Below are 22,462 nucleotides of genomic sequence, written 5' to 3' on the forward strand. Positions count from 1 at the left end.
CCTTGTTTGGTTAAAATAATCTTACAAAGTTTTTAGAGATTATTAGAAAAAAGGAGATGGATATGAAATTTGGGAAAAGGCACTATCGTCCTCAGGTGGATCAGATGGATTGTGGCGTGGCTTCCTTGGCCATGGTATTTGGTTACTACGGTAGTTATTACTCCTTGGCTCATCTACGAGAGTTAGCCAAGACGACCATGGATGGGACGACTGCTTTGGGGCTTGTAAAGGTAGCAGAGGAGATTGGTTTTGAAACGCGGGCTATCAAGGCGGATATGACGCTCTTTGATTTGCCCGATTTGACCTTTCCGTTTGTGGCTCATGTGCTTAAGGAAGGGAAATTGCTTCACTACTATGTGGTGATAGGTCAGGATAAGAAGACAATCCATATCGCTGATCCAGATCCTGGTGTCAAGCTGGCCAAGATTTCTCGTGAGCGATTTGCGCAAGAATGGACAGGAGTCAGTCTCTTTATGGCTCCGTCTCCAGACTATAAACCCCATAAGGAGAAAAAACAGGGACTCCTATCCTTCTTGCCAATATTACTCAAACAGCGGGGCTTGATTGCTAATATCGTTTTGGCAACACTCTTGGTAACCCTGATTAACATTGTAGGTTCTTATTATCTGCAGTCTATCATTGACAGTTACGTACCAGACCAGATGCGTTCAACCTTGGGCATTATCTCAATGGGACTAGTCATTGTCTATATTCTCCAGCAGATTTTATCGTATGCGCAGGAATACCTCTTACTTGTTCTGGGGCAACGGTTGTCAATTGACGTGATTTTGTCCTACATCAAGCATGTTTTTCACCTGCCGATGTCCTTTTTTGCGACACGCAGGACAGGAGAAATTGTGTCTCGTTTTACAGATGCCAATAGTATCATCGATGCGCTGGCATCGACCATTCTGTCGATTTTCCTAGATGTGTCGACGATTTTGATTATCTCGCTTGTCTTGTTTTCACAAAATATGACACTCTTTTTCATAACTTTATTGGCACTTCCTATCTACACAGTGATTATCTTTGCCTTTATGAAGCCGTTTGAAAAGATGAATCGGGACACTATGGAAGCCAATGCAGTTCTGTCTTCTTCTATCATCGAGGACATCAACGGTATTGAGACCATTAAGTCTTTGACCAGTGAAAGTTCACGCTATCAAAAGATTGACAAGGAATTTGTGACTTATCTGAAAAAATCTTTTACCTATAGTCGGGCAGAAAGCCAGCAAAAGGCTCTGAAAAAAGTTGCCCAGCTCCTGCTCAATGTTGTCGTTCTCTGGCTGGGAGCAGTTCTGGTCATGGATGGGAAGATGAGTTTGGGGCAATTGATTACCTATAATACTTTGCTTGTTTACTTTACCAATCCTTTGGAAAATATCATCAATCTGCAAACCAAACTTCAAACAGCGCAGGTTGCCAATAATCGCTTAAATGAGGTTTATCTAGTAGCTTCGGAGTTTGAGGAGAAGAAAACGGTAGAAGATTTGAGCATGATGAAAGGGGATATGACGTTTAAACAAGTCCACTATAAGTATGGCTATGGTCGTGACGTCTTGTCGGATATCAATTTGACCATTCCGCAAGGGTCTAAGATGGCTTTTGTGGGGATTTCAGGTTCGGGTAAGACCACCTTGGCAAAGATGATGGTTAATTTCTACGACCCTAGTCAGGGAGAGATTAGTCTGGGTGGTGTCAATCTCAATCAGGTTGATAAAAAAGCCCTGCGCCAGTACATCAACTATCTGACTCAACAGCCCTATGTCTTTAACGGAACGATTTTGGAGAATCTGCTCCTTGGAGCCAAGGAGGGGACGACACAGGAAGATATCTTACGGGCGGTTGAGTTGGCCGAGATTCGGGAGGATATCGAGCGCATGCCACTGAATTACCAGACAGAATTAACTTCGGATGGGGCAGGGATTTCAGGTGGACAACGTCAGAGAATCGCTCTGGCGCGTGCTCTCTTGACAGATGCGCCTGTCTTGATCTTGGACGAGGCGACTAGCAGTTTGGATATTTTGACAGAGAAGCGGATTGTGGATAATCTTATGGCTTTGGACAAGACCTTGATTTTCATCGCTCACCGCTTGACCATTGCTGAGCGGACAGAAAAGGTTGTTGTTTTGGATCAGGGCAAGATTGTCGAAGAAGGCACCCATGCAGACTTGCTTGCACAGGATGGCTTTTACGCCCATTTGGTCAATAGCTAGAAAGAGGAGAAGATGAAACCAGAATTTTTAGAAAGTGCGGAGTTTTACCATCGCCGTTACCATAATTTTTCCAGTCGCGTGATTTTACCTATGTCACTTCTGTTCGTGTTTTTACTAGGATTTGCAGTTTTTGCAGAGAAAGAGATTAGTTTGTCTACCCGAGCGACTGTCGAACCTAGTCGGATCATTGCCAACATCCAGTCGACTAGCAATCAACGGATTGTGGCCAACTATCTGGAAGAAAACAAGTTGGTCAAGCAAGGCGAACTACTCGTTGAGTACCAGCAAGGGGCGGAGGCTGTCCAGGTCGAAGCATATGCCAGTCAATTGGAGATGTTAAAGGATCAAAAAAAGCAGTTGGGTTATTTGCAATCCAGTTTGAAAGAGGGGAGTGATCAATTTCCAGAGGCGGATAAGTTTGGATATCAGGAGATGTTTAGAGATTATCTCAGCCAAGCGAATGGTCTAAGAAGTAATGTTTCTCAGCAAAATGAGACCATCGCGTCCCAGAATGCAGCAGCTAGTCAAACCCAAGCTGAAATCGGGAACCTCATCAGTCAAACAGAGGCTAAAATTCGCGATTACCAGATAGCTAAGTCAGCTATTGAAACAGGTGCTTCCTTGACCAGTCAGAATCTGGCCTACTCTCTCTACCAGTCCTACAAGTCTCAGAGAGAGGAAAATCCGCAAGCTAAGGCTCAGGCTGTTGCACAGGTTGAAGCACAGCTTTCTCAGTTAGAATCAAGTCTTGCTACTTACCGTGTCCAGTATGCAGGTTCCGGAACCCAGCAAGCCTATGCGTCAGGCTTAAGCAGTCAATTGGAATCCCTTAAATCCCAACACTTGGCAAAGGTCGGTCAGGAATTAGCTCTTCTAGATCAGAAAATTTTGGAGGCGGAATCGGGTAAGAAGGTACAGGGAGGTCTCCTCGATAAGGGGAAAATTACGGCGAGTGAGGATGGGGTGCTTCACCTTAATCCTGAGACTAGTGAATCTACGATGGTCGCAGAAGGAACCTTGCTAGCCCAGCTCTATCCATCCTTGGAAAAAGAAGGAAAAACCAAACTCACAGCCTATCTCAGTTCAAAAGATGTTGCTAGAGTCAAGATTGGGGACTCTGTTCGTTATACTACAACTAATGATGCGAAGAATCAAATTTTCCTAGATTCTACGATTACAAGTATTGATGCGACAGCTACCAAGACTGAAAAAGGAAATTTCTTTAAAATTGAGGTGGAGACCCATCTGACTTCTGAGCAGGCTACAACACTTCGCTATGGCTTAGAAGGTCGCCTGCAGATGATTACGGGAAAGAAAAGCTATCTCCGTTATTTTTGGGATCAATTTTTAAATAGAGGGTAATATTCGTGTTTTTCAGAGGATAAATGATTTTAAAACTGTAAGAGGAGCTTATCTTGCAGTTTTTCTTTACGCTTAAAATAGGAAAAACGTTATTTATTCGTAAAAACCTTGAATTTTTCATGCTTTTATGTTAGAATGTGCTCAAGTAAAACGAAAGGCGAACTTTAACATGTCAAAAAAACTGATCTATTCGGGAAAAGCCAAGGATATCTATACAACTGAGGATGAAAATCTCATTATTTCAACTTACAAGGACCAGGCGACTGCTTTCAACGGTGTCAAGAAGGAGCAGATTGCGGGCAAGGGAGTGTTAAATAATCAGATTTCATCTTTTATTTTTGAGAAATTAAATGCGGCTGGTGTAGCGACTCACTTTGTGGAGAAAATTTCGGACACGGAACAACTCAATAAAAAGGTTGAGATTATTCCTCTAGAAGTTGTGCTCCGCAACTACACGGCTGGTTCCTTTTCAAAACGTTTTGGCGTGGAAGAGGGCATCGCATTTGAGACTCCGATTGTCGAATTTTACTATAAAAATGATGATTTGGATGATCCGTTTATCAATGATGAGCATGTGAAATTCCTTAAAATTGCGGATGACCAGCAGATTGCCTACTTGAAGGAAGAAACCCGTCGTATCAATAAACTTTTGAAAGCTTGGTTTGCTGAGATTGGTCTTAAATTGATTGACTTTAAGCTAGAGTTCGGTTTTGACAAGGATGGCAAGATTATCTTGGCAGACGAATTTTCACCAGATAACTGCCGTTTGTGGGATGCAGATGGCAATCACATGGACAAGGATGTTTTCCGTAGAGGTCTCGGAGAATTAACAGACGTTTACGAGATTGTCTGGGAGAAATTGCAGGGTTTGAAATAATCTGTTTGCAATACTCTCAAGGTCGTTGGGAACATTGCAAGAGCTGAAATAAAGGAATAAGAATTGATGGATAAACGTATTTTTGTTGAAAAAAAGGCCGATTTTCAGGTTAAGTCAGAGAGTTTGGTAAGAGAACTCCAGCACAACTTGGGGCTTTCAACCTTAAAAAGTATTCGCATTGTGCAAGTTTATGATGTTTTTGATTTGGCAGAGGACTTGTTTGCACCTGCAGAGAAGCACATCTTCTCTGAGCAGGTGACGGATCATGTCTTGGATGAAGCGGCTGTGCAAGCAGATCTTGCTAACTATGCTTTCTTTGCCATTGAAAGCCTGCCTGGTCAGTTTGACCAGCGTGCAGCTTCTTCACAGGAAGCTTTGCTTTTGCTGGGAAGTTCGAGTGATGTTATGGTCAATACAGCCCAACTTTACTTGGTTAATAAAGATATTGATGCTGCTGAGTTAGAAGCGGTCAAGAACTACCTGCTCAATCCAGTGGATTCTCGTTTTAAGGACATCACGACAGGGATTGCCAAACAGGAATTTTCAGAGTCAGACAAGACCATTCCTAAATTGACTTTCTTTGAAAGTTATACGGCAGAAGACTTTGCTCGCTACAAGGCAGAGCAAGGGATGGCCATGGAAGTGGATGATTTGCTCTTTATCCAAGACTACTTCAAGTCAATCGGGCGCGTGCCAACGGAAACAGAGCTCAAGGTTTTGGACACTTATTGGTCTGACCACTGCCGTCACACGACTTTTGAGACGGAGTTGAAACAGATTGATTTCTCAGCTTCTAAATTCCAAAAGCAATTGCAAGCGACTTATGACAAGTATATTGCCATGCGTGATGAGTTGGGGCGTTCGGAGAAACCACAAACCTTGATGGATATGGCGACTATTTTTGGTCGTTATGAGCGTGCTAATGGTCGTTTGGACGATATGGAGGTGTCTGACGAAATCAATGCCTGCTCGATCGAAATAGAAGTGGACGTTGATGGTGTCAAGGAACCTTGGCTCCTCATGTTTAAAAACGAAACTCACAACCACCCAACGGAAATTGAACCATTTGGTGGGGCTGCTACTTGTATCGGTGGAGCCATTCGTGACCCGTTATCAGGCCGTTCCTACGTTTACCAAGCCATGCGTATCTCTGGTGCGGGTGATATTACAGCACCGATTTCAGAAACTCGTGCTGGGAAATTGCCACAACAAGTCATTTCTAAAACAGCGGCTCATGGTTATTCTTCTTACGGGAATCAGATTGGGCTTGCGACGACCTATGTTCGTGAGTACTTCCACCCGGGCTTTGTAGCTAAACGCATGGAGTTGGGAGCTGTTGTCGGTGCGGCTCCAAAGGGCAATGTCGTCCGTGAAAAACCGGAAGCGGGGGATGTCATTATCCTTCTCGGTGGTAAGACTGGCCGTGATGGAGTCGGTGGTGCGACGGGTTCTTCTAAGGTTCAAACAGTTGAGTCTGTGGAGACTGCTGGAGCTGAGGTTCAAAAGGGGAATGCCATTGAAGAACGCAAGATTCAACGTCTTTTCCGTAATGGCGATGTCACTCGTCTTATCAAGAAATCCAATGACTTTGGTGCTGGTGGTGTCTGTGTGGCTATCGGTGAATTGGCAGATGGTCTTGAAATTGACCTCAATAAGGTTCCTCTTAAATATCAAGGTTTGAACGGTACAGAAATTGCTATCTCTGAATCACAAGAACGGATGGCAGTTGTGGTGCGTCCTAAGGATGTAGATGCCTTCGTTGCAGAATGTAATAAAGAAAATATTGACGCGGTTGTGGTGGCAACAGTGACTGAAAAACCAAATCTAGTCATGCACTGGAATGGTGAGATCATCGTCGACTTGGAACGTCGTTTCCTTGATACAAACGGTGTGCGCGTGGTCGTCGATGCCAAGGTTGTGGACAAGGATGTCAAACTCCCAGAAGAACGCACAACAAGCACTAACACACTTGAAGCAGATACCCTTGCGGTTCTATCTGATCTCAACCATGCGAGTCAAAAAGGTTTACAGACCATCTTTGACTGCTCGGTCGGTCGTTCAACAGTCAATCACCCACTTGGTGGTCGCTACCAAATTACAGCAACTGAAGCTTCTGTACAGAAATTGCCAGTCCAACATGGTGTGACAACAACTGCTTCTGTTATGGCGCAAGGGTTCAACCCTTATGTAGCAGAATGGTCTCCATATCACGGAGCTGCCTATGCAGTTATCGAAGCAACCGCTCGTTTGGTGGCTGCTGGTGCAAACTGGTCCAAGGCTCGTTTCTCATACCAAGAATATTTCGAGCGGATGGATAAACAAGCAGAGCGTTTTGGTCAACCAGTAGCAGCTCTCCTAGGTTCTATCGAAGCACAAATCCAGCTTGGTTTGCCATCTATCGGTGGTAAGGATTCTATGTCTGGTACTTTCGAAGAATTGACCGTACCGCCAACCTTGGTCGCTTTTGGGGTGACGACGGCAGATAGCCGTAAAGTCCTTTCTCCTGAGTTCAAGACTGCTGGTGAAAACATCTACTACATTCCAGGTCAAGCCCTCTCTGCAGAGATTGATTTTGATTTAATTAAGCAAAACTTTGCTCAATTTGAAGCCATCCAAGCTGACCACAAAGTAACATCTGCATCAGCTGTTAAATATGGTGGTGTTATTGAAAGTTTGGCTCTTGCTACTTTTGGAAACCATATCGGTGCAGAGGTAACCTTGCCTGAACTTGAAACGGCTTTGACAGCTCAATTAGGTGGATTTGTCTTCACCTCTCCTGAAGAAATCATTGGAGTGGGGAAGATTGGACAAACAAGTGTCAACTTTACACTCCTTGTCAACGGTGTGAAGCTAGATGGACACAAGCTTGACAGTGCTTTCCAAGGAAAACTGGAAGAAGTTTACCCAACTGAATTTGCCCAATCTAAAGAATTGGCTGAAGTGCCAGCTGTCGCTTCTGATGAACTCATCAAAACCAAGGAAACTATTGAAAAACCAGTGGTTTACATCCCAGTCTTCCCAGGGACCAACTCGGAATATGACTCAGCTAAGGCCTTCGAAAAAGAAGGTGCAGAGGTTAACTTGGTGCCATTTGTGACCTTGAATGAAGAAGCTATTGTCAAGTCAGTTGAAACCATGGTTGACAATATCGGCAAGGCAAACATTCTCTTCTTTGCAGGTGGATTCTCAGCTGCGGATGAGCCGGATGGATCAGCTAAATTTATCGTGAATATCTTGCTCAATGAAAAAGTGCGTGCAGCCATTGATAGCTTTATCGTTCGTGGTGGCTTGATTATCGGTATCTGTAATGGATTCCAAGCCCTCGTCAAATCAGGTCTTCTTCCATATGGCAACTTTGAAGATGCCAGCAGCACGAGTCCAACCCTCTTCTACAATGATGCCAACCAGCACGTGGCTAAGATGGTGGAAACTCGGATTGCCAATACCAACTCACCATGGTTGGCTGGAGTGCAAGTGGGCGATATCCATGCCATCCCAGTATCGCACGGTGAAGGGAAGTTTGTTGTGACGGCCGAGGAATTTGCGGAGCTCCGCGACAATGGCCAAATCTTTAGCCAATACGTTGACTTTGACGGCAAACCAAGCATGGATTCTAAGTACAATCCAAATGGTTCTGTAAATGCAATCGAAGGAATTACCAGCAAGAACGGCCAAATCATCGGTAAAATGGGACACTCAGAACGTTATGAAGACGGTCTCTTCCAAAACATCCCAGGAAATAAAGACCAGCACCTGTTCGCGTCGGCTGTGCGTTATTTCACAGGGAAATAAAAGGTATAAAAAATGACATACGAAGTAAAATCTCTTAATGAAGAATGTGGTGTTTTCGGTATCTGGGGACATCCAGATGCTGCTAAATTGACCTATTTTGGTCTCCACAGTCTTCAGCACCGTGGTCAGGAAGGGGCAGGAATCCTCTCCAATGATCAGGGGAACTTGAAGCGTCATCGTGACATGGGGCTTTTATCAGAAGTGTTCAGAAATCCAGCTAATTTGGATAAATTGACAGGAATGAGCGCGATTGGGCATGTGCGTTATGCGACTGCTGGCGAAGCTTCTGTGGACAACATCCAGCCCTTCCTCTTTCGCTTTCATGATATGCAGTTTGGACTTGCTCATAACGGAAACTTGACCAATGCTGAATCGCTCAAGAAAGAATTGGAACAAAGAGGAGCAATTTTCAGTTCAACTTCGGACTCGGAAATCTTGGCTCACCTCATTCGTCGGAGTCACAATCCGAACTTGATGGGCAAAATCAAAGAGGCGCTCAGCCTTGTAAAAGGTGGCTTTGCTTATATCTTGCTGTTTGAGGACAAGTTGATTGCGGCTCTTGATCCTAATGGCTTCCGTCCACTTTCTATTGGGAAAATGGCCAACGGAGCGGTGGTGGTTTCGTCAGAAACCTGTGCTTTTGAAGTTATTGGTGCTGAGTGGATTCGCGATGTAAAACCAGGAGAGATTGTAATCGTAGACGACAAAGGGATTCAGTACGATAGCTATACGAATGATACCCAGTTGGCGATCTGCTCTATGGAGTATATCTACTTTGCCCGTCCTGACTCTAACATCCATGGGGTCAATGTCCATACAGCTCGCAAACGTATGGGGGCCCAATTAGCGCGTGAGTTCAAGCACGAAGCAGATATTGTGGTCGGTGTGCCAAATTCCTCACTCAGCGCAGCTATGGGATTTGCAGAAGAATCTGGTCTGCCAAATGAAATGGGTCTCATCAAAAACCAATACACGCAACGCACCTTTATCCAACCGACTCAAGAATTGCGGGAGCAAGGGGTGCGGATGAAACTGTCTGCTGTTTCGGGCGTTGTCAAAGGCAAACGTGTGGTGATGATTGATGATTCCATTGTTCGTGGGACAACCTCTCGCCGTATCGTTCAGCTTTTGAAAGAAGCAGGTGCGTCTGAGGTTCACGTTGCCATTGGTAGTCCAGCGCTGGCTTATCCATGCTTCTACGGGATTGATATCCAGACGCGTCAGGAGCTGATTGCGGCTAATCATACAGTCGAAGAAACCTGCCAAATCATTGGCGCAGATAGCCTGACCTATCTTTCGATTGATGGCTTGATTAACTCCATCGGCATCGAAACAGATGCGCCGAATGGTGGTCTCTGTGTCGCTTATTTTGATGGAGACTACCCAACTCCTCTCTACGACTATGAGGAAGAATATCGTAGAAGCTTGGGGGATAAGACCAGTTTTTACAAATAGACGGATAAAGACTCTCCGTGAAAGGAAAGGAAGAGAAGATGACAAATAAAAATGCTTATGCGCAATCTGGTGTAGATGTTGAAGCAGGTTATGAAGTTGTTGAGCGGATCAAAAAGCACGTGGCTCGTACGGAGCGTGCAGGTGTTATGGGAGCTCTAGGTGGTTTCGGTGGCATGTTTGACCTCTCAAAAACAGGTGTCAAAGAGCCCGTCTTGATTTCAGGGACTGACGGTGTCGGAACCAAGCTCATGCTGGCTATCAAGTACGACAAGCACGATACCATCGGGCAGGACTGTGTGGCTATGTGTGTCAATGATATCATCGCTGCAGGTGCGGAGCCTCTTTACTTCCTTGACTACGTCGCGACAGGGAAGAATGAACCAGCTAAACTAGAACAAGTCGTTGCTGGTGTGGCAGAAGGTTGTGTGCAGGCAGGCGCTGCTCTCATCGGTGGGGAAACGGCTGAAATGCCTGGTATGTATGGCGCAGATGACTACGATCTGGCTGGTTTTGCAGTCGGTGTGGCTGAAAAATCTCAAATTATAGACGGCTCAAAGGTGTCTGAAGGCGATGTTCTTCTCGGACTTGCCTCAAGTGGGATTCACTCAAATGGTTACTCCCTCGTTCGTCGTGTTTTTGCGGACTACACAGGTGAGGAAGTCTTGCCGGAATTGGAAGGCAAGAAACTCAAGGAAGTCCTTCTTGAGCCGACTCGTATCTATGTCAAGGCTGTCTTGCCACTCATCAAGGAAGAGTTAGTCAACGGCATTGCCCACATCACAGGTGGCGGCTTTATCGAGAATGTTCCTCGTATGTTTGCGGCTGACCTAGCTGCGGAAATTGAAGAAGACAAGGTTCCAGTCCTTCCTATTTTCAAAGCTCTTGAAAAATACGGTGAAATCAAGCATGAAGAAATGTTTGAAATCTTCAATATGGGTGTGGGACTCATGCTGGCAGTTAGCCCTGAAAATGTAGGTCGCGTCAAGGAATTGTTGGATGAACCAGTCTATGAAATTGGTCGCATCGTCAAGAAAGAAAACGAAAGTGTCATCATCAAATGAAAAAAATAGCGGTTTTTGCCTCTGGTAATGGCTCAAATTTTCAGGTGATTGCCGAAGAATTTCAGGTGGAGTTTGTTTTTTCAGACCATCGTGACGCCTATGTGCTGGAACGTGCAGACAAGCTCGGCGTCCTGTCCTATGCTTTTGAACTCAAGGAGTTTGAGAACAAGGCGGACTACGAAGCAGCTCTTGTCGAGCTCTTGGAAGAACACCAGATTGACTTGGTTTGTTTGGCGGGTTATATGAAAATCGTCGGGCCAACTTTGCTCGCTGCTTACGAGGGTCGGATCATTAACATTCATCCAGCCTACCTTCCAGAATTTCCAGGAGCTCATGGGATTGAGGACGCTTGGAATGCTGGGGTTGCTGAGAGCGGCGTGACCATTCACTGGGTGGATTCCGGTGTGGATACAGGCAAGGTTATCAAACAAGTGCGTGTACCACGTCTAGCTGGTGATACGATTGAAAACTTTGAAGCTCGCATTCATGAAGCGGAGTACAAGTTGTATCCGGAAGTTATTAGAGAATTGTTGGACAAGTAAATGAAAGGAAAAAACATGACTAAACGCGCCTTAATCAGCGTCTCAGACAAAGCGGGCATTGTTGAATTTGCCCAAGAACTCAAAAAACTTAGTTGGGAGATTATCTCAACAGGTGGGACCAAAGTTGTCCTTGACAATGCTGGGGTGGAGACCATTGCGATTGATGATGTGACTGGTTTTCCAGAAATGATGGATGGTCGTGTTAAGACCCTTCATCCAAATATCCACGGTGGGCTCTTGGCTCGTCGTGATCTTGATAGCCACCTTCAAGCAGCCAAGGACAATAATATCGAATTGATTGACCTTGTGGTGGTAAACCTTTACCCATTCAAGGAAACGATTCTCAAACCAGATGTGATGTATGCAGATGCAGTGGAGAATATCGATATTGGCGGGCCATCCATGCTTCGTTCAGCAGCGAAAAACCACGCTAGCGTAACGGTTGTAGTAGACCCTGCTGACTATGCAGTGGTGCTTGATGAATTGGCAGCAAATGGTGAAACTACTTATGAAACTCGTCAACGTTTGGCGGCTAAGGTTTTCCGCCACACAGCAGCTTATGATGCTTTGATTGCGGCATATTTCACTGCTCAAGTGGGCGAAAGCAAACCTGAAAAACTCACTTTGACCTATGACCTCAAGCAACCCATGCGTTACGGTGAAAACCCTCAACAAGATGCAGACTTCTACCAAAAAGCTCTTCCTACGGAATACTCCATTGCATCCGCTAAACAGCTAAACGGGAAAGAATTGTCCTTTAACAATATCCGTGATGCGGATGCAGCTATCCGTATCATCCGTGATTTCAAAGACCGTCCAACCGTTGTGGCTCTCAAACACATGAATCCGTGCGGTATCGGTCAGGCAGATGACATCGAAACTGCTTGGGATTACGCTTATGAGTCTGACCCAGTGTCTATCTTTGGTGGAATTGTCGTCCTTAACCGTGAGGTGGATGCTGCGACTGCTGAGAAGATGCACGGCGTTTTCCTTGAGATCATTATCGCACCGAGCTATACAGATGAAGCGCTAGCCATTTTGACCAACAAAAAGAAAAACTTGCGTATCCTTGCCTTGCCATTCGACGCTCAAGATGCCAGCGAAGTGGAAGCAGAATACACAGGTGTGGTTGGTGGACTTCTTGTGCAAAACCAAGACGTGGTTAAAGAAAGCCCAGCTGACTGGCAAGTGGTGACCAAACGCCAACCAACGGAGACAGAAGCAACTGCTCTTGAGTTCGCTTGGAAAGCTATCAAGTACGTCAAATCAAACGGTATCATCGTAACCAACGACCATATGACACTCGGTGTTGGCCCAGGGCAAACCAACCGTGTAGCTTCAGTCCGTATTGCCATTGACCAAGCTAAAGACCGTCTTGACGGTGCTGTGCTTGCTTCGGATGCCTTCTTCCCATTTGCGGATAACGTGGAAGAAATCGCCAAAGCAGGCATTAAAGCCATCATCCAACCAGGAGGCTCTGTCCGTGATCAAGAATCTATCGAAGCTGCTGACAAATATGGCTTGACTATGGTCTTCACAGGCGTGAGACATTTTAGGCATTAAGATTTTATTCATTTTTCGTTAAATTTTTTTTATCGTATACCAGTATTAATGATAAAAATTTTTAAAATATAGAAAAAGCACTCAAGTCAAAGTTGAGCGCTTTTTTGATAGTTTAAGTTACACAAACTATGCAGATTCTTCTATAGAAAATTTATCCTAATTTCTTTCATTCAAAAGCTTGTCTAATAGCAAATCTTTTCTAACACTGTCAACGATTCTATAATTAGCTTGCCATAGTGTTTTGCTTTTTCCAACTTGTTGAGGGTTAGTATCTGTGTCGAAAGTATTTTGTACCAGTCTTGTTCCAGCGATTTTCCATACGTCTTTAGGATCGAATTCCCAACTGATTTTTCCATCGGACTCTCTAAGTAATGCTCTAAAGGCACCGAAAATAGGCATCAAAAAACCAGTAGAGATATTGTAATTGATAGATTGTTCAGTGAAGTCGGTATAATAACTTCCAGATCCCTCTACTCCACGAATTCTTCCGAATGCTGCATTCTTTCCTTCAGAATTTTTATATTCTTGGTATTTGTTAGGAAGTTCCTTTTGAATTAGCTCATAAAGATCAACTAGGTCAGGAAGAAAAGGTGCTAATTTTTCATAGATATTATTGTCTGTTCCGAATTCCTTTTGGTAATCTTTGAATACTGCTTGTTTTCCAGAATATGCAGATACTGGTGCAGTACTATCGTCTGGAAAACGTTTAATATTGAAAGTAAACATCAAACGAATTAATTCAGCAATTGGAATTCTTTTATTCTCGTTATCTTTATAAGCAATCTCTGAGGCGTATTGCTCATTCGACAACGAGTCTTTAATTAGATCAAACTTATCATCTAGTTCAAATAATGCGATATCACTAACTTGAGCAGAAGTATTTCGTGCATCAGCTATACGTGAAACTGTCAATTGTTCACCGACAATAATTTCAAGTTTGACAAATTTATCTAGTCCGGAGTGAATCTGATCTCTATTATCTATAATCGCTTTGTATGTATGACCACCATCCAGGATTCCGTAATTTTGAGGATCATCTCCTAAATCTAAAGATACCAAGTTTTGATTGGGTGTGAATTTGAATTGTTTAGCAACAATTACTATTCCCCGATTATTGATATCGAAATCAGTGTCAGGCGACTTGACAGCATTAATTAACGATTTGGCAACTGCTGTAGTCATTTTAGGTTGTCTCGGATTGACTTCCATCGGTAAGTTGGAAGGGAGATCTCTAAAGTTGAGATATACAAAATAGGTAGTGACACCTTTTTGTGAGGGGGATTCGATAGTTCGAACGGCGCTAGCCTTAAAATTAAATGTTGAGCTCATAGTAAGCCTCCTAAAAATTTATTCAGCAAGTTGATTTTTCAATTGCTATACTAGTATTATATCTTTTTTTTAAAAAAAATAAAGGAACCTAGGTTCCTTTTGTGTTATAATAAAAATATGACTTTGAGAAAAAATGAAACACAACACAGAGAAATAGGAAATTTAATAAGAAAACACAGAGCGAGCTTAACAGACTTACCAAAATCTAGACAGTGATTTATAGATGATCGTAGCCAAAAATTTTTTGATTGCGATGATTGGATTAGTGAAAAAACGCTATGTAACTACGAAAATGGTAAAAATATTCCATCGTTAGAAAATATTCGTAACCTATCTATTGCTTTAGAAATTGATGAGCTTGAATTTGTTAAAGAAATATTGGACTTGCTTTAATCAATTTCTATTTCAACTTAGATTTAAGAAACCTTTCTATATTAAAAAATTAATTTGTAAACATAATCCATCGAAGCTGCGGATAAATATGGCTTGACCATGGTCTTCACAGGCGTGAGGCATTTTAGACATTAAAAAACGAAAGGGAAGAAAACAGTTTCTTTCCTTTTTTGGCTTAAAATGCTAAGTGAAACAAGATTAAAACGAACGTTTATGATATAATATTAGTAAATAATTCGCAAAAGAGGTTGAGAGATGAAGCTGTTAGTTGTCGGTTCTGGTGGTCGTGAACATGCGATTGCTAAGAAGTTGCTTGAATCAAAAGACGTTGAAAAAGTTTTTGTAGCTCCTGGAAATGACGGGATGACCTTAGATGGACTTGATTTGGTAAATATCTCTATTTCCGAACATTCTAAGTTGATTGACTTCGCAAAGGCCAACGATATTGCTTGGACCTTCATCGGTCCAGATGATGCCCTGGCTGCAGGTATCGTGGATGACTTTAATCAAGCTGGGCTCAAAGCCTTTGGCCCGACCAAAGCTGCAGCGGAGCTAGAGTGGTCTAAGGATTTTGCTAAGGAAATCATGGTCAAATACGACGTTCCGACAGCAGCCTATGGCACATTTTCGGATTTCGAGGCAGCTAAGGCTTATATCGAAGAGAAAGGCGCTCCAATCGTTGTTAAGGCGGATGGATTGGCGCTTGGGAAAGGTGTTGTCGTTGCTGAAACGGTTGAGCAAGCGGTCGAAGCCGCTCATGAGATGCTTTTGGACAATAAGTTCGGTGACTCAGGCGCGCGTGTGGTTATCGAGGAATTCCTTGACGGAGAAGAGTTCTCTCTCTTTGCCTTTGTCAATGGGGACAAGTTCTACATCATGCCGACGGCTCAGGATCACAAACGTGCTTACGACGGCGACAAGGGCCCTAACACTGGTGGGATGGGTGCCTATGCGCCAGTTCCTCACTTGCCACAGAGCGTGGTTGACACAGCTGTTGACACCATTGTCAAGCCAGTCCTTGAAGGGATGATCAAAGAAGGTCGTCCTTATCTTGGTGTCCTCTACGCGGGGCTTATTTTGACTGCTGGCGGTCCGAAGGTTATCGAGTTCAACGCTCGTTTTGGTGATCCCGAAACTCAGATTATCCTGCCTCGCTTGACATCTGACTTTGCGCAAAATATCACGGATATTCTCGATAGCAAGGAGCCGAACATCACGTGGACGGACAAGGGCGTGACTCTGGGTGTGGTTGTCGCATCCAAGGGCTACCCGCTAGACTATGAAAAAGGCGTCAAGCTTCCAGCCAAGACCGAAGACGACATCATTACCTACTATGCTGGGGCTAAGTTTGCGGAAAATAGCAGAGCACTGCTGTCAAATGGCGGTCGAGTATACATGCTGGTCACCACAGCAGATACTGTCTCAGCTGCGCAGGAAAAAATCTACGACCAACTAAAAAAACAAGACACAACAGGTCTTTTTTATAGGCATGATATTGGTGGTAAGGCTTTGTAAATCAAATCTATGAAACTTTTAGCCGTGAGACTTAAAAATAGACTTCAGGTGTTTGAAAAATGAAAAATAGATTGCTATTTTTAGAAGGTTCAAGCTTGACCTCACGAGAAACTTTGACAGTTTTGTTGAAAGAAAGCTATAAAATTGATGTGTTATCTCCTAGAAGATTTTCCATTGCATACTTCAGTCGTCTAACCCATAGAGTTCCGATAGTTGATGTGAATCGTTTTCCTGTAGATTATCTGAGACAGGTTAGTCAGTTGCTTCATAAAACCAATTACAAGGCCATTTTGCCAACACATGAAGAAGGCTGGTTATTGGCAAATGGGAAACAATTTTTGCCTCAATCGCTACCAATCGCCCTTGCTGATAAAGAGCAGTTTAAAATGTTGGCTGGAAAGATTGCTTTTGCTGAAACTGCGGATTTATTAGGACTTCCCACACCTAAGTGGGAGTACGTGAAAGATGCAGACTCTATACTGTTAGACTATCCTTATTGGCTGAAAGCAGATTATGGTACTGCCGGTCGCTCGGTTTATAAGATTTCAAGTAAGAAAGATTTGGCTGAAGTGACGAGCAAATTAACAGCGAGTGATGAGGAATGGATGGTTCAGCAAGACATAGTTGGAGACTATGGTCAGGTTCAAGCAGTGTTTGATCATGGAGAATTACTCGCAGTGCATTCTAGCGTAAAAGTAGGTTCTGGCGCGGGTGGTTCGGCTGCGGCAAGATTAAGCATAGAATCTAAAAGAACGAGAGAGCATGTTGAAAAATTAGGACAATATATACAATGGCATGGCTGCCTAACCCTAGATTTTATACGTAGGGGAGATCAATTTTACTATATAGAGTGTAACCCTAGAATGGTAGAGCCTGCTAACGCTTATAAAGCAGGAGTTAATTTTCCAAAAATCATGATAGAACTAGCCAGTCATAGCTACGCTAAATCTGAGGTCATTCTTGGTCAAGCAGGCGTTGAGACGCATAGTCTGATGGCTTTGATTATTGGAACAGCTGAGAAGACGAAAAGTAGAAGAAAAATATTGCAGACAATAAAGTACTGGCTTTTAAGATGTGATAGTGAAGAAGTGTTGACACCTGTATGGAAGGATTTGCCGAGCATTATACCTCTTGCGACAATTATACTTCGTTTATTGATAAAACCTAAGAGCGTTGAAAATCTGGTTGATCAGACTGTTCAACATTATAGTGTTGAATCAGCTACTGTAAAAAATATTGAGCAAAAGAATTAGTTTATTCAGAGGAGAAAATATGAAACCAATTATTTCCATTATCATGGGCTCAAAATCCGACTGGGCAACCATGCAAAAAACAGCCGAAGTCCTAGACCGTTTCGGTGTGGCCTACGAAAAGAAGGTTGTCTCTGCCCACCGTACACCAGACCTCATGTTCAGACATGCTGAAGAAGCTCGTAGCCGTGGTATCAAGGTCATTATTGCAGGTGCTGGCGGCGCAGCCCATTTGCCAGGAATGGTCGCAGCCAAAACAACCCTTCCTGTCATCGGTGTACCTGTCAAATCGCGTGCTCTTAGCGGTGTGGACTCGCTCTACTCTATCGTACAGATGCCGGGTGGCGTGCCTGTGGCGACAATGGCTATCGGTGAAGCAGGTGCGACAAATGCGGCACTCTTTGCCCTCCGTCTCCTGTCAGTAGAGGATCAGGCTATCGCGACAGCTTTGGCAGATTTCGCAGAAGAACAAGGAAAAATCGCAGAGGAGTCTACCAATGAGCTCATCTAAAACAATCGGAATTATCGGTGGCGGTCAGCTGGGTCAGATGATGGCCATTTCTGCTATCTACATGGGGCACAAGGTCATCGCGCTGGATCCTGCGGCGGATTGCCCAGCTTCTCGTGTGGCGGAAATCATCGTGGCTCCCTATAACGATGTGAACGCTCTCCGTCAGCTGGCTGAGCGATGTGATGTCCTCACCTATGAGTTTGAAAATGTCGATGCCAACGGTTTGGATGCTGTTATCAAGGATGGTCAGCTTCCTCAAGGAACAGACCTGCTTCGCATTTCGCAAAATCGTATCTTTGAAAAGGACTTTCTCTCAAACAAGGCTCAAGTCACTGTGGCACCCTACAAGGTTGTGACTTCAAGTCAAGATTTGGCGGAGATTGACTTGTCCAAAAACTATGTCCTAAAGACTGCGACTGGTGGCTACGATGGGCATGGACAAAAGGTTATTCGTTCGGAAGAAGACTTGGAAGAAGCCCGTGCACTAGCCGACTCAGCAGACTGCGTCTTGGAAGAATTCGTCAACTTTGACCTTGAGATTTCTGTCATCGTATCAGGAAATGGCAAGGACGTGACGGTTTTCCCAGTTCAGGAAAATATCCACCGCAACAATATCCTGTCTAAGACCATCGTGCCAGCCCGCATTTCAGAAAGTCTAGCTGAAAAAGCTAAAACCATGGCCGTGCGAATCGCTGAGCAACTCAACTTGTCTGGAACGCTTTGCGTAGAAATGTTTGCGACGGCTGATGATATTATTGTCAATGAGATTGCCCCTCGGCCACACAACTCTGGCCACTACTCAATCGAAGCCTGCGACTTCTCCCAGTTTGATACCCATATCTTGGGCGTCCTTGGAGCACCGTTGCCATTCATCCACCTGCATGCGCCAGCTATCATGCTCAACGTACTCGGCCAACACGTCGAGGCCGCTGAAAAATATGTCACAGAAAATCCAAGCGCCCACCTCCACCTGTATGGTAAAATAGAAGCGAAGCACAACCGCAAGATGGGACATGTGACTTTGTTTAGTGATGTGCCGGATGAGGTTGAGGAGTTTGGGAAAGAAGAATTTGGAAACTAGAATATAAAATATAAATGTTATTATATTAACCAAAAAATCGTAAGGAGAGTGCGAAAGTGTCAAAAAAGGAAACAGGAATAGAACAAGTTGATATGCAATCTGATGAACTATCTAGTATTGATGAAAGTGTATTTAAAATTAGGTATTGGAATACGACATATACATTTGATAGAATATCTCAACTTTATAAAAAAAGAAAGTTTGTTATTCCTGACTTACAGAGGGCATACGTTTGGACACAAGATATGGCTTCACGATTAATCGATTCTATTTTACTTGGAATACCTCTACCAAATTTTTTCATTTACAAAAATGAAGATGATACAAATGATATTATAGATGGTTTACAGAGAATTATTACAATTTCAACATTCATAAATGAAGAAAATCTCCCCGATAAAAAAGTCGTTTTTAAATTAAGTAATAATAACTCAGTGAGTTCTAAATGGCGAGGAAAATCATTTGATGAATTAACATCAGAAGAGCAGGATCGATTGAGAGATGGTGAAGCAAATATTGTTTTTTTTGAACAACGTTTTCCATCAACAAGAAAGAATGATATAAAAAAACATGTATTTGAAAGAATCAATACTGGTGGAGTTAAGCTGACTTCTCAAGAAATAAGAAATGCCCTATATCCAGGTGATTTGATGGAAAAAATAAAAGAATTATCTGCTAGATGGAGTAAACTTGAAAGACGTTTTACTGAAAAAGATTATAAAAAGTATAAAATAGATGAATTGATTCTACGAATAATTACTGTCGATAGTATTGTTAGTAATAATTATGAAGGATTAGTAAGGAATAATGCCGGGAAGATTATCCGTTCCCCAATCTCAACATCCATCATATTGAAAAATCAACTTGATTGTTTTATGGAAAAATATCAAAGCGGTTATAAGGATATAGATATTTTTGATAAGGCATTGACTACATATTATTCAGATGAATATCAGAATTTTCTAGGTCGAAATAAAAATAATATAAATGCAGTGTATGCTGAAACTGTATTTATACTTCTAATGTCGGCGATTAGAAGCGGTGAAAGAATTAACTTTACTGAAAAAAGTTACGATAAAATTAAGAATTTAGACTCAGATAAAAAGCTTCCCTTTACTCGTAGAACAACAAATATAAGTAATTTACGAATGCGCATTGAAATTTTTAAAGAAATATTGAGTGGGGATTGAAATGAGGCGTTTTTTTGTAAGCTTGCCAAACTATCTTGAAGAAGATATTTGTTATATACAGTCGGAGTTAGATAGATTGGAAGAAAAGTTAGTAACAAAAGATGAGGAGAATAATATTGAGAAACGTCATCTAATTCTTCTTATAGCAACATTTACTGAGCAAGCTTTAAAATTGTTCAGAGATGATATTGTAAATGCTAATGAAGAAATTCCTGCACATATTAAAAAATATTTTGAATTGAAAAATGAAAAGGAGCCTCTTTATGTAAAGAAAAATAGTGGAGATTCTATTTTTACAAGCTTTGGTATAGATGTAGATAGTATTACATCTCAAAAAATCAACCAAAATAAACGTATAATGTTTTTTGAAGGGAATTCAGATTTAATTGAGTTTGAAAAAATAATCAATAAAAATAGAAATATGGCGGCACACGAAACTCAGCCAAATTTCACATTGAATTTTTCTAAGATAAAAAAATTTTATGATTATTGTTTGTTATTTTTAGAACATTATTATCAACAGTTGGAGTCAATTATAAATGATAGAAATGAAAGAAGTATTTTCTTTTCTATAGATAGATATACGGAATACTTTGTGAAGGAATTTTCCGAGGGGATTGAAATGTTTTATTTAAAAAACAAACCTTCGACAAATATCAATTCAAAGGTTAAGGAACAATTTTCAAAAGATGAGTGGGAGATAGTTTTTAAACAATTTCTTATGATGGATGACTCAAAAAAGGAAGATAATAACTTCCTAAAGTCAGGTATCCCAGAATCGGAGTTTACAATATTATCTCAAGACTTAATGAGGCCTAGAAGGGAATGGAGAGGATTAGGTGGTCAAGTTGCTATGGAGTCAAAGTGTTCTCGGTTAGCAGATATAGCAAAGGATAACAGAACATTTATAAAATTTCCGATAAAAATAAAAGATAAAGAAATATTTTTTGGTAGAATAAGATAAGAAATATTTTGTAGAATATTAAGGAGAAACGACATGATCGAACGTTACTCTCGCCCTGAGATGGCGAACATTTGGAGTGAAGAAAATAAATACCGTGCTTGGCTTGAGGTGGAAATCTTGGCTGACGAGGCATGGGCTGAGTTGGGGGAAATCCCTAAGGAAGATGTGGCTTTGATTCGTGAAAAAGCGGACTTTGACATTGACCGTATTTTGGAGATTGAGCAGCAAACTCGTCACGATGTGGTTGCTTTCACGCGTGCGGTTTCTGAGACTCTTGGTGAAGAGCGCAAGTGGGTCCACTATGGTTTGACTTCTACCGACGTGGTGGATACTGCCTATGGTTACCTCTACAAGCAGGCCAACGACATCATCCGTCGTGACCTTGAAAACTTCCTTAACATCATCGCTGATAAGGCTAAAGAGCACAAGTTCACCATCATGATGGGGCGTACCCACGGGGTACACGCTGAGCCGACAACCTTTGGTCTTAAATTAGCGACTTGGTACAGCGAAATGAAACGTAACATCGAGCGTTTCGAGCATGCGGCTGCTGGTGTGGAAGCTGGTAAAATCTCTGGTGCGGTTGGGAACTTTGCCAACATCCCACCATTTGTAGAGAAATACGTCTGCGACAAATTGGGTATCCGTGCTCAGGAAATCTCTACACAGGTTCTTCCTCGTGACCTTCATGCTGAGTACTTTGCGGTTCTTGCTAGCATCGCGACTTCAATCGAACGTATGGCAACGGAGATTCGTGGTCTGCAAAAGTCTGAGCAGCGCGAAGTGGAAGAATTCTTTGCCAAAGGGCAAAAAGGTTCATCTGCTATGCCTCACAAACGCAACCCTATCGGTTCTGAAAACATGACTGGTCTGGCGCGTGTTATTCGTGGTCACATGGTGACGGCCTATGAAAACGTTGCTCTCTGGCATGAACGCGATATTTCCCACTCATCAGCTGAGCGCATCATCACACCAGATACAACTATCTTGATTGACTACATGCTCAACCGTTTCGGAAATATCGTCAAGAACTTGACGGTCTTCCCAGAAAATATGATCCGCAACATGAACTCTACGTTTGGTCTTATCTTTAGCCAACGTGCTATGTTGACCTTGATCGAAAAAGGCATGACGCGTGAGCAAGCCTATGACTTGGTGCAACCAAAAACGGCCTACTCTTGGGACAACCAAGTAGACTTCAAACCGCTTCTTGAAGCAGATCCAGAAGTAACTTCACGCCTCACTCAAGAAGAAATCGACGAAATCTTCAACCCTGCATACTACACCAAACGAGTGGATGATATCTTTGAACGTATCGGACTGGGTGATTAATCCTAACAATAAAAAGCGAGATTGAATCT

16 protein-coding genes and 1 pseudogene are annotated in these 22,462 nt (G+C 42.8%); 16 read left to right on the forward strand and 1 reads right to left on the reverse strand.

The genetic code is table 11. The features are described 5' to 3' along the window. The first annotated feature begins 62 nt into the window (after positions 1 to 62). The 8 genes from comA to purH all read left to right on the forward strand — a co-directional run bounded on the left by comA (position 63) and on the right by purH (position 12,868). Positions 63 to 2,216 (forward strand): peptide cleavage/export ABC transporter ComA, encoded by a 2,154-nt coding sequence (comA, locus tag DB729_RS08135; RefSeq protein WP_109290225.1) that lies wholly within the window; start codon positions 63 to 65, stop codon positions 2,214 to 2,216. Between the two features lie 12 nt (positions 2,217 to 2,228). Next, the gene (gene comB / locus DB729_RS08140; RefSeq protein WP_109290226.1) at positions 2,229 to 3,578 is read left to right on the forward strand and encodes a competence pheromone export protein ComB; all 1,350 of its coding nucleotides are present in this window, start codon (positions 2,229 to 2,231) and stop codon (positions 3,576 to 3,578) included. 169 nt (positions 3,579 to 3,747) lie between these two features. Next, complete coding sequence (gene purC, locus DB729_RS08145; RefSeq protein ID WP_165442250.1) at positions 3,748 to 4,455, forward strand: phosphoribosylaminoimidazolesuccinocarboxamide synthase; 708 nt, start codon at positions 3,748 to 3,750, stop codon at positions 4,453 to 4,455. Between the two features lie 66 nt (positions 4,456 to 4,521). Continuing rightward, complete coding sequence (locus DB729_RS08150) at positions 4,522 to 8,247, forward strand: phosphoribosylformylglycinamidine synthase (RefSeq protein WP_109290228.1); 3,726 nt, start codon at positions 4,522 to 4,524, stop codon at positions 8,245 to 8,247. Between the two features lie 12 nt (positions 8,248 to 8,259). Further along, positions 8,260 to 9,702, forward strand: coding sequence for an amidophosphoribosyltransferase (purF, locus tag DB729_RS08155; protein WP_109290229.1), 1,443 nt, complete (start codon positions 8,260 to 8,262; stop codon positions 9,700 to 9,702). A 38-nt stretch (positions 9,703 to 9,740) separates the two neighbouring features. Then, positions 9,741 to 10,763 (forward strand): phosphoribosylformylglycinamidine cyclo-ligase, encoded by a 1,023-nt coding sequence (purM, locus tag DB729_RS08160; protein WP_109290230.1) that lies wholly within the window; start codon positions 9,741 to 9,743, stop codon positions 10,761 to 10,763. Beyond that, positions 10,760 to 11,305 carry a phosphoribosylglycinamide formyltransferase gene (gene purN / locus DB729_RS08165; RefSeq protein WP_109290231.1) on the forward strand — a complete coding sequence of 182 codons (546 nt, stop codon included), beginning with the start codon at positions 10,760 to 10,762 and terminating at the stop codon, positions 11,303 to 11,305. The genes purM and purN overlap by 4 nt, the downstream gene beginning before the upstream one ends. A 15-nt stretch (positions 11,306 to 11,320) precedes the next feature. Beyond that, positions 11,321 to 12,868 (forward strand): bifunctional phosphoribosylaminoimidazolecarboxamide formyltransferase/IMP cyclohydrolase, encoded by a 1,548-nt coding sequence (purH, locus tag DB729_RS08170; RefSeq protein WP_109290232.1) that lies wholly within the window; start codon positions 11,321 to 11,323, stop codon positions 12,866 to 12,868. A gap of 156 nt (positions 12,869 to 13,024) precedes the next feature. On the opposite strand, the gene DB729_RS08175 is transcribed toward purH, so the two are convergent. Beyond that, a complete protein-coding gene (locus DB729_RS08175) occupies positions 13,025 to 14,197 on the reverse strand; it encodes an AIPR family protein (protein WP_084852961.1) in 1,173 nt (390 codons plus the stop codon). Between the two features lie 459 nt (positions 14,198 to 14,656). On the opposite strand from DB729_RS08175, the pseudogene DB729_RS09575 reads away from it, so the two are divergent. The 8 genes and pseudogenes from DB729_RS09575 to purB form a co-directional block, all read left to right on the forward strand. Next, positions 14,657 to 14,725: pseudogene (locus DB729_RS09575) on the forward strand (IMP cyclohydrolase); the annotation flags it as partial. Between the two features lie 120 nt (positions 14,726 to 14,845). Further along, positions 14,846 to 16,105 (forward strand): phosphoribosylamine--glycine ligase, encoded by a 1,260-nt coding sequence (gene purD / locus DB729_RS08190; RefSeq protein WP_084852962.1) that lies wholly within the window; start codon positions 14,846 to 14,848, stop codon positions 16,103 to 16,105. Positions 16,106 to 16,164: 59 nt separating this feature from the next. Next, positions 16,165 to 17,358 (forward strand): ATP-grasp domain-containing protein, encoded by a 1,194-nt coding sequence (locus DB729_RS08195; RefSeq protein WP_084852963.1) that lies wholly within the window; start codon positions 16,165 to 16,167, stop codon positions 17,356 to 17,358. Positions 17,359 to 17,377: 19 nt separating this feature from the next. After that, positions 17,378 to 17,866, forward strand: coding sequence for a 5-(carboxyamino)imidazole ribonucleotide mutase (gene purE / locus DB729_RS08200; RefSeq protein WP_033605793.1), 489 nt, complete (start codon positions 17,378 to 17,380; stop codon positions 17,864 to 17,866). Continuing rightward, positions 17,853 to 18,947, forward strand: a complete 1,095-nt coding sequence (gene purK / locus DB729_RS08205) for a 5-(carboxyamino)imidazole ribonucleotide synthase (protein WP_084852964.1) — start codon at positions 17,853 to 17,855, stop codon at positions 18,945 to 18,947. Before purE ends, purK begins: the two co-directional genes overlap by 14 nt. Before the next feature lie 56 nt (positions 18,948 to 19,003). Beyond that, positions 19,004 to 20,137 carry a DUF262 domain-containing protein gene (locus tag DB729_RS08210; RefSeq protein ID WP_084852965.1) on the forward strand — a complete coding sequence of 378 codons (1,134 nt, stop codon included), beginning with the start codon at positions 19,004 to 19,006 and terminating at the stop codon, positions 20,135 to 20,137. Then, positions 20,127 to 21,101 (forward strand): hypothetical protein, encoded by a 975-nt coding sequence (locus DB729_RS08215; protein ID WP_084939640.1) that lies wholly within the window; start codon positions 20,127 to 20,129, stop codon positions 21,099 to 21,101. The genes DB729_RS08210 and DB729_RS08215 overlap by 11 nt, the downstream gene beginning before the upstream one ends. Before the next feature lie 33 nt (positions 21,102 to 21,134). Then, positions 21,135 to 22,433, forward strand: coding sequence for an adenylosuccinate lyase (gene purB, locus DB729_RS08220; RefSeq protein WP_109290233.1), 1,299 nt, complete (start codon positions 21,135 to 21,137; stop codon positions 22,431 to 22,433). Positions 22,434 to 22,462 lie beyond the last annotated feature (29 nt).

The organism is Streptococcus halitosis, from assembly GCF_003143695.2.
GTDB classification, from domain to species: domain Bacteria; phylum Bacillota; class Bacilli; order Lactobacillales; family Streptococcaceae; genus Streptococcus; species Streptococcus halitosis.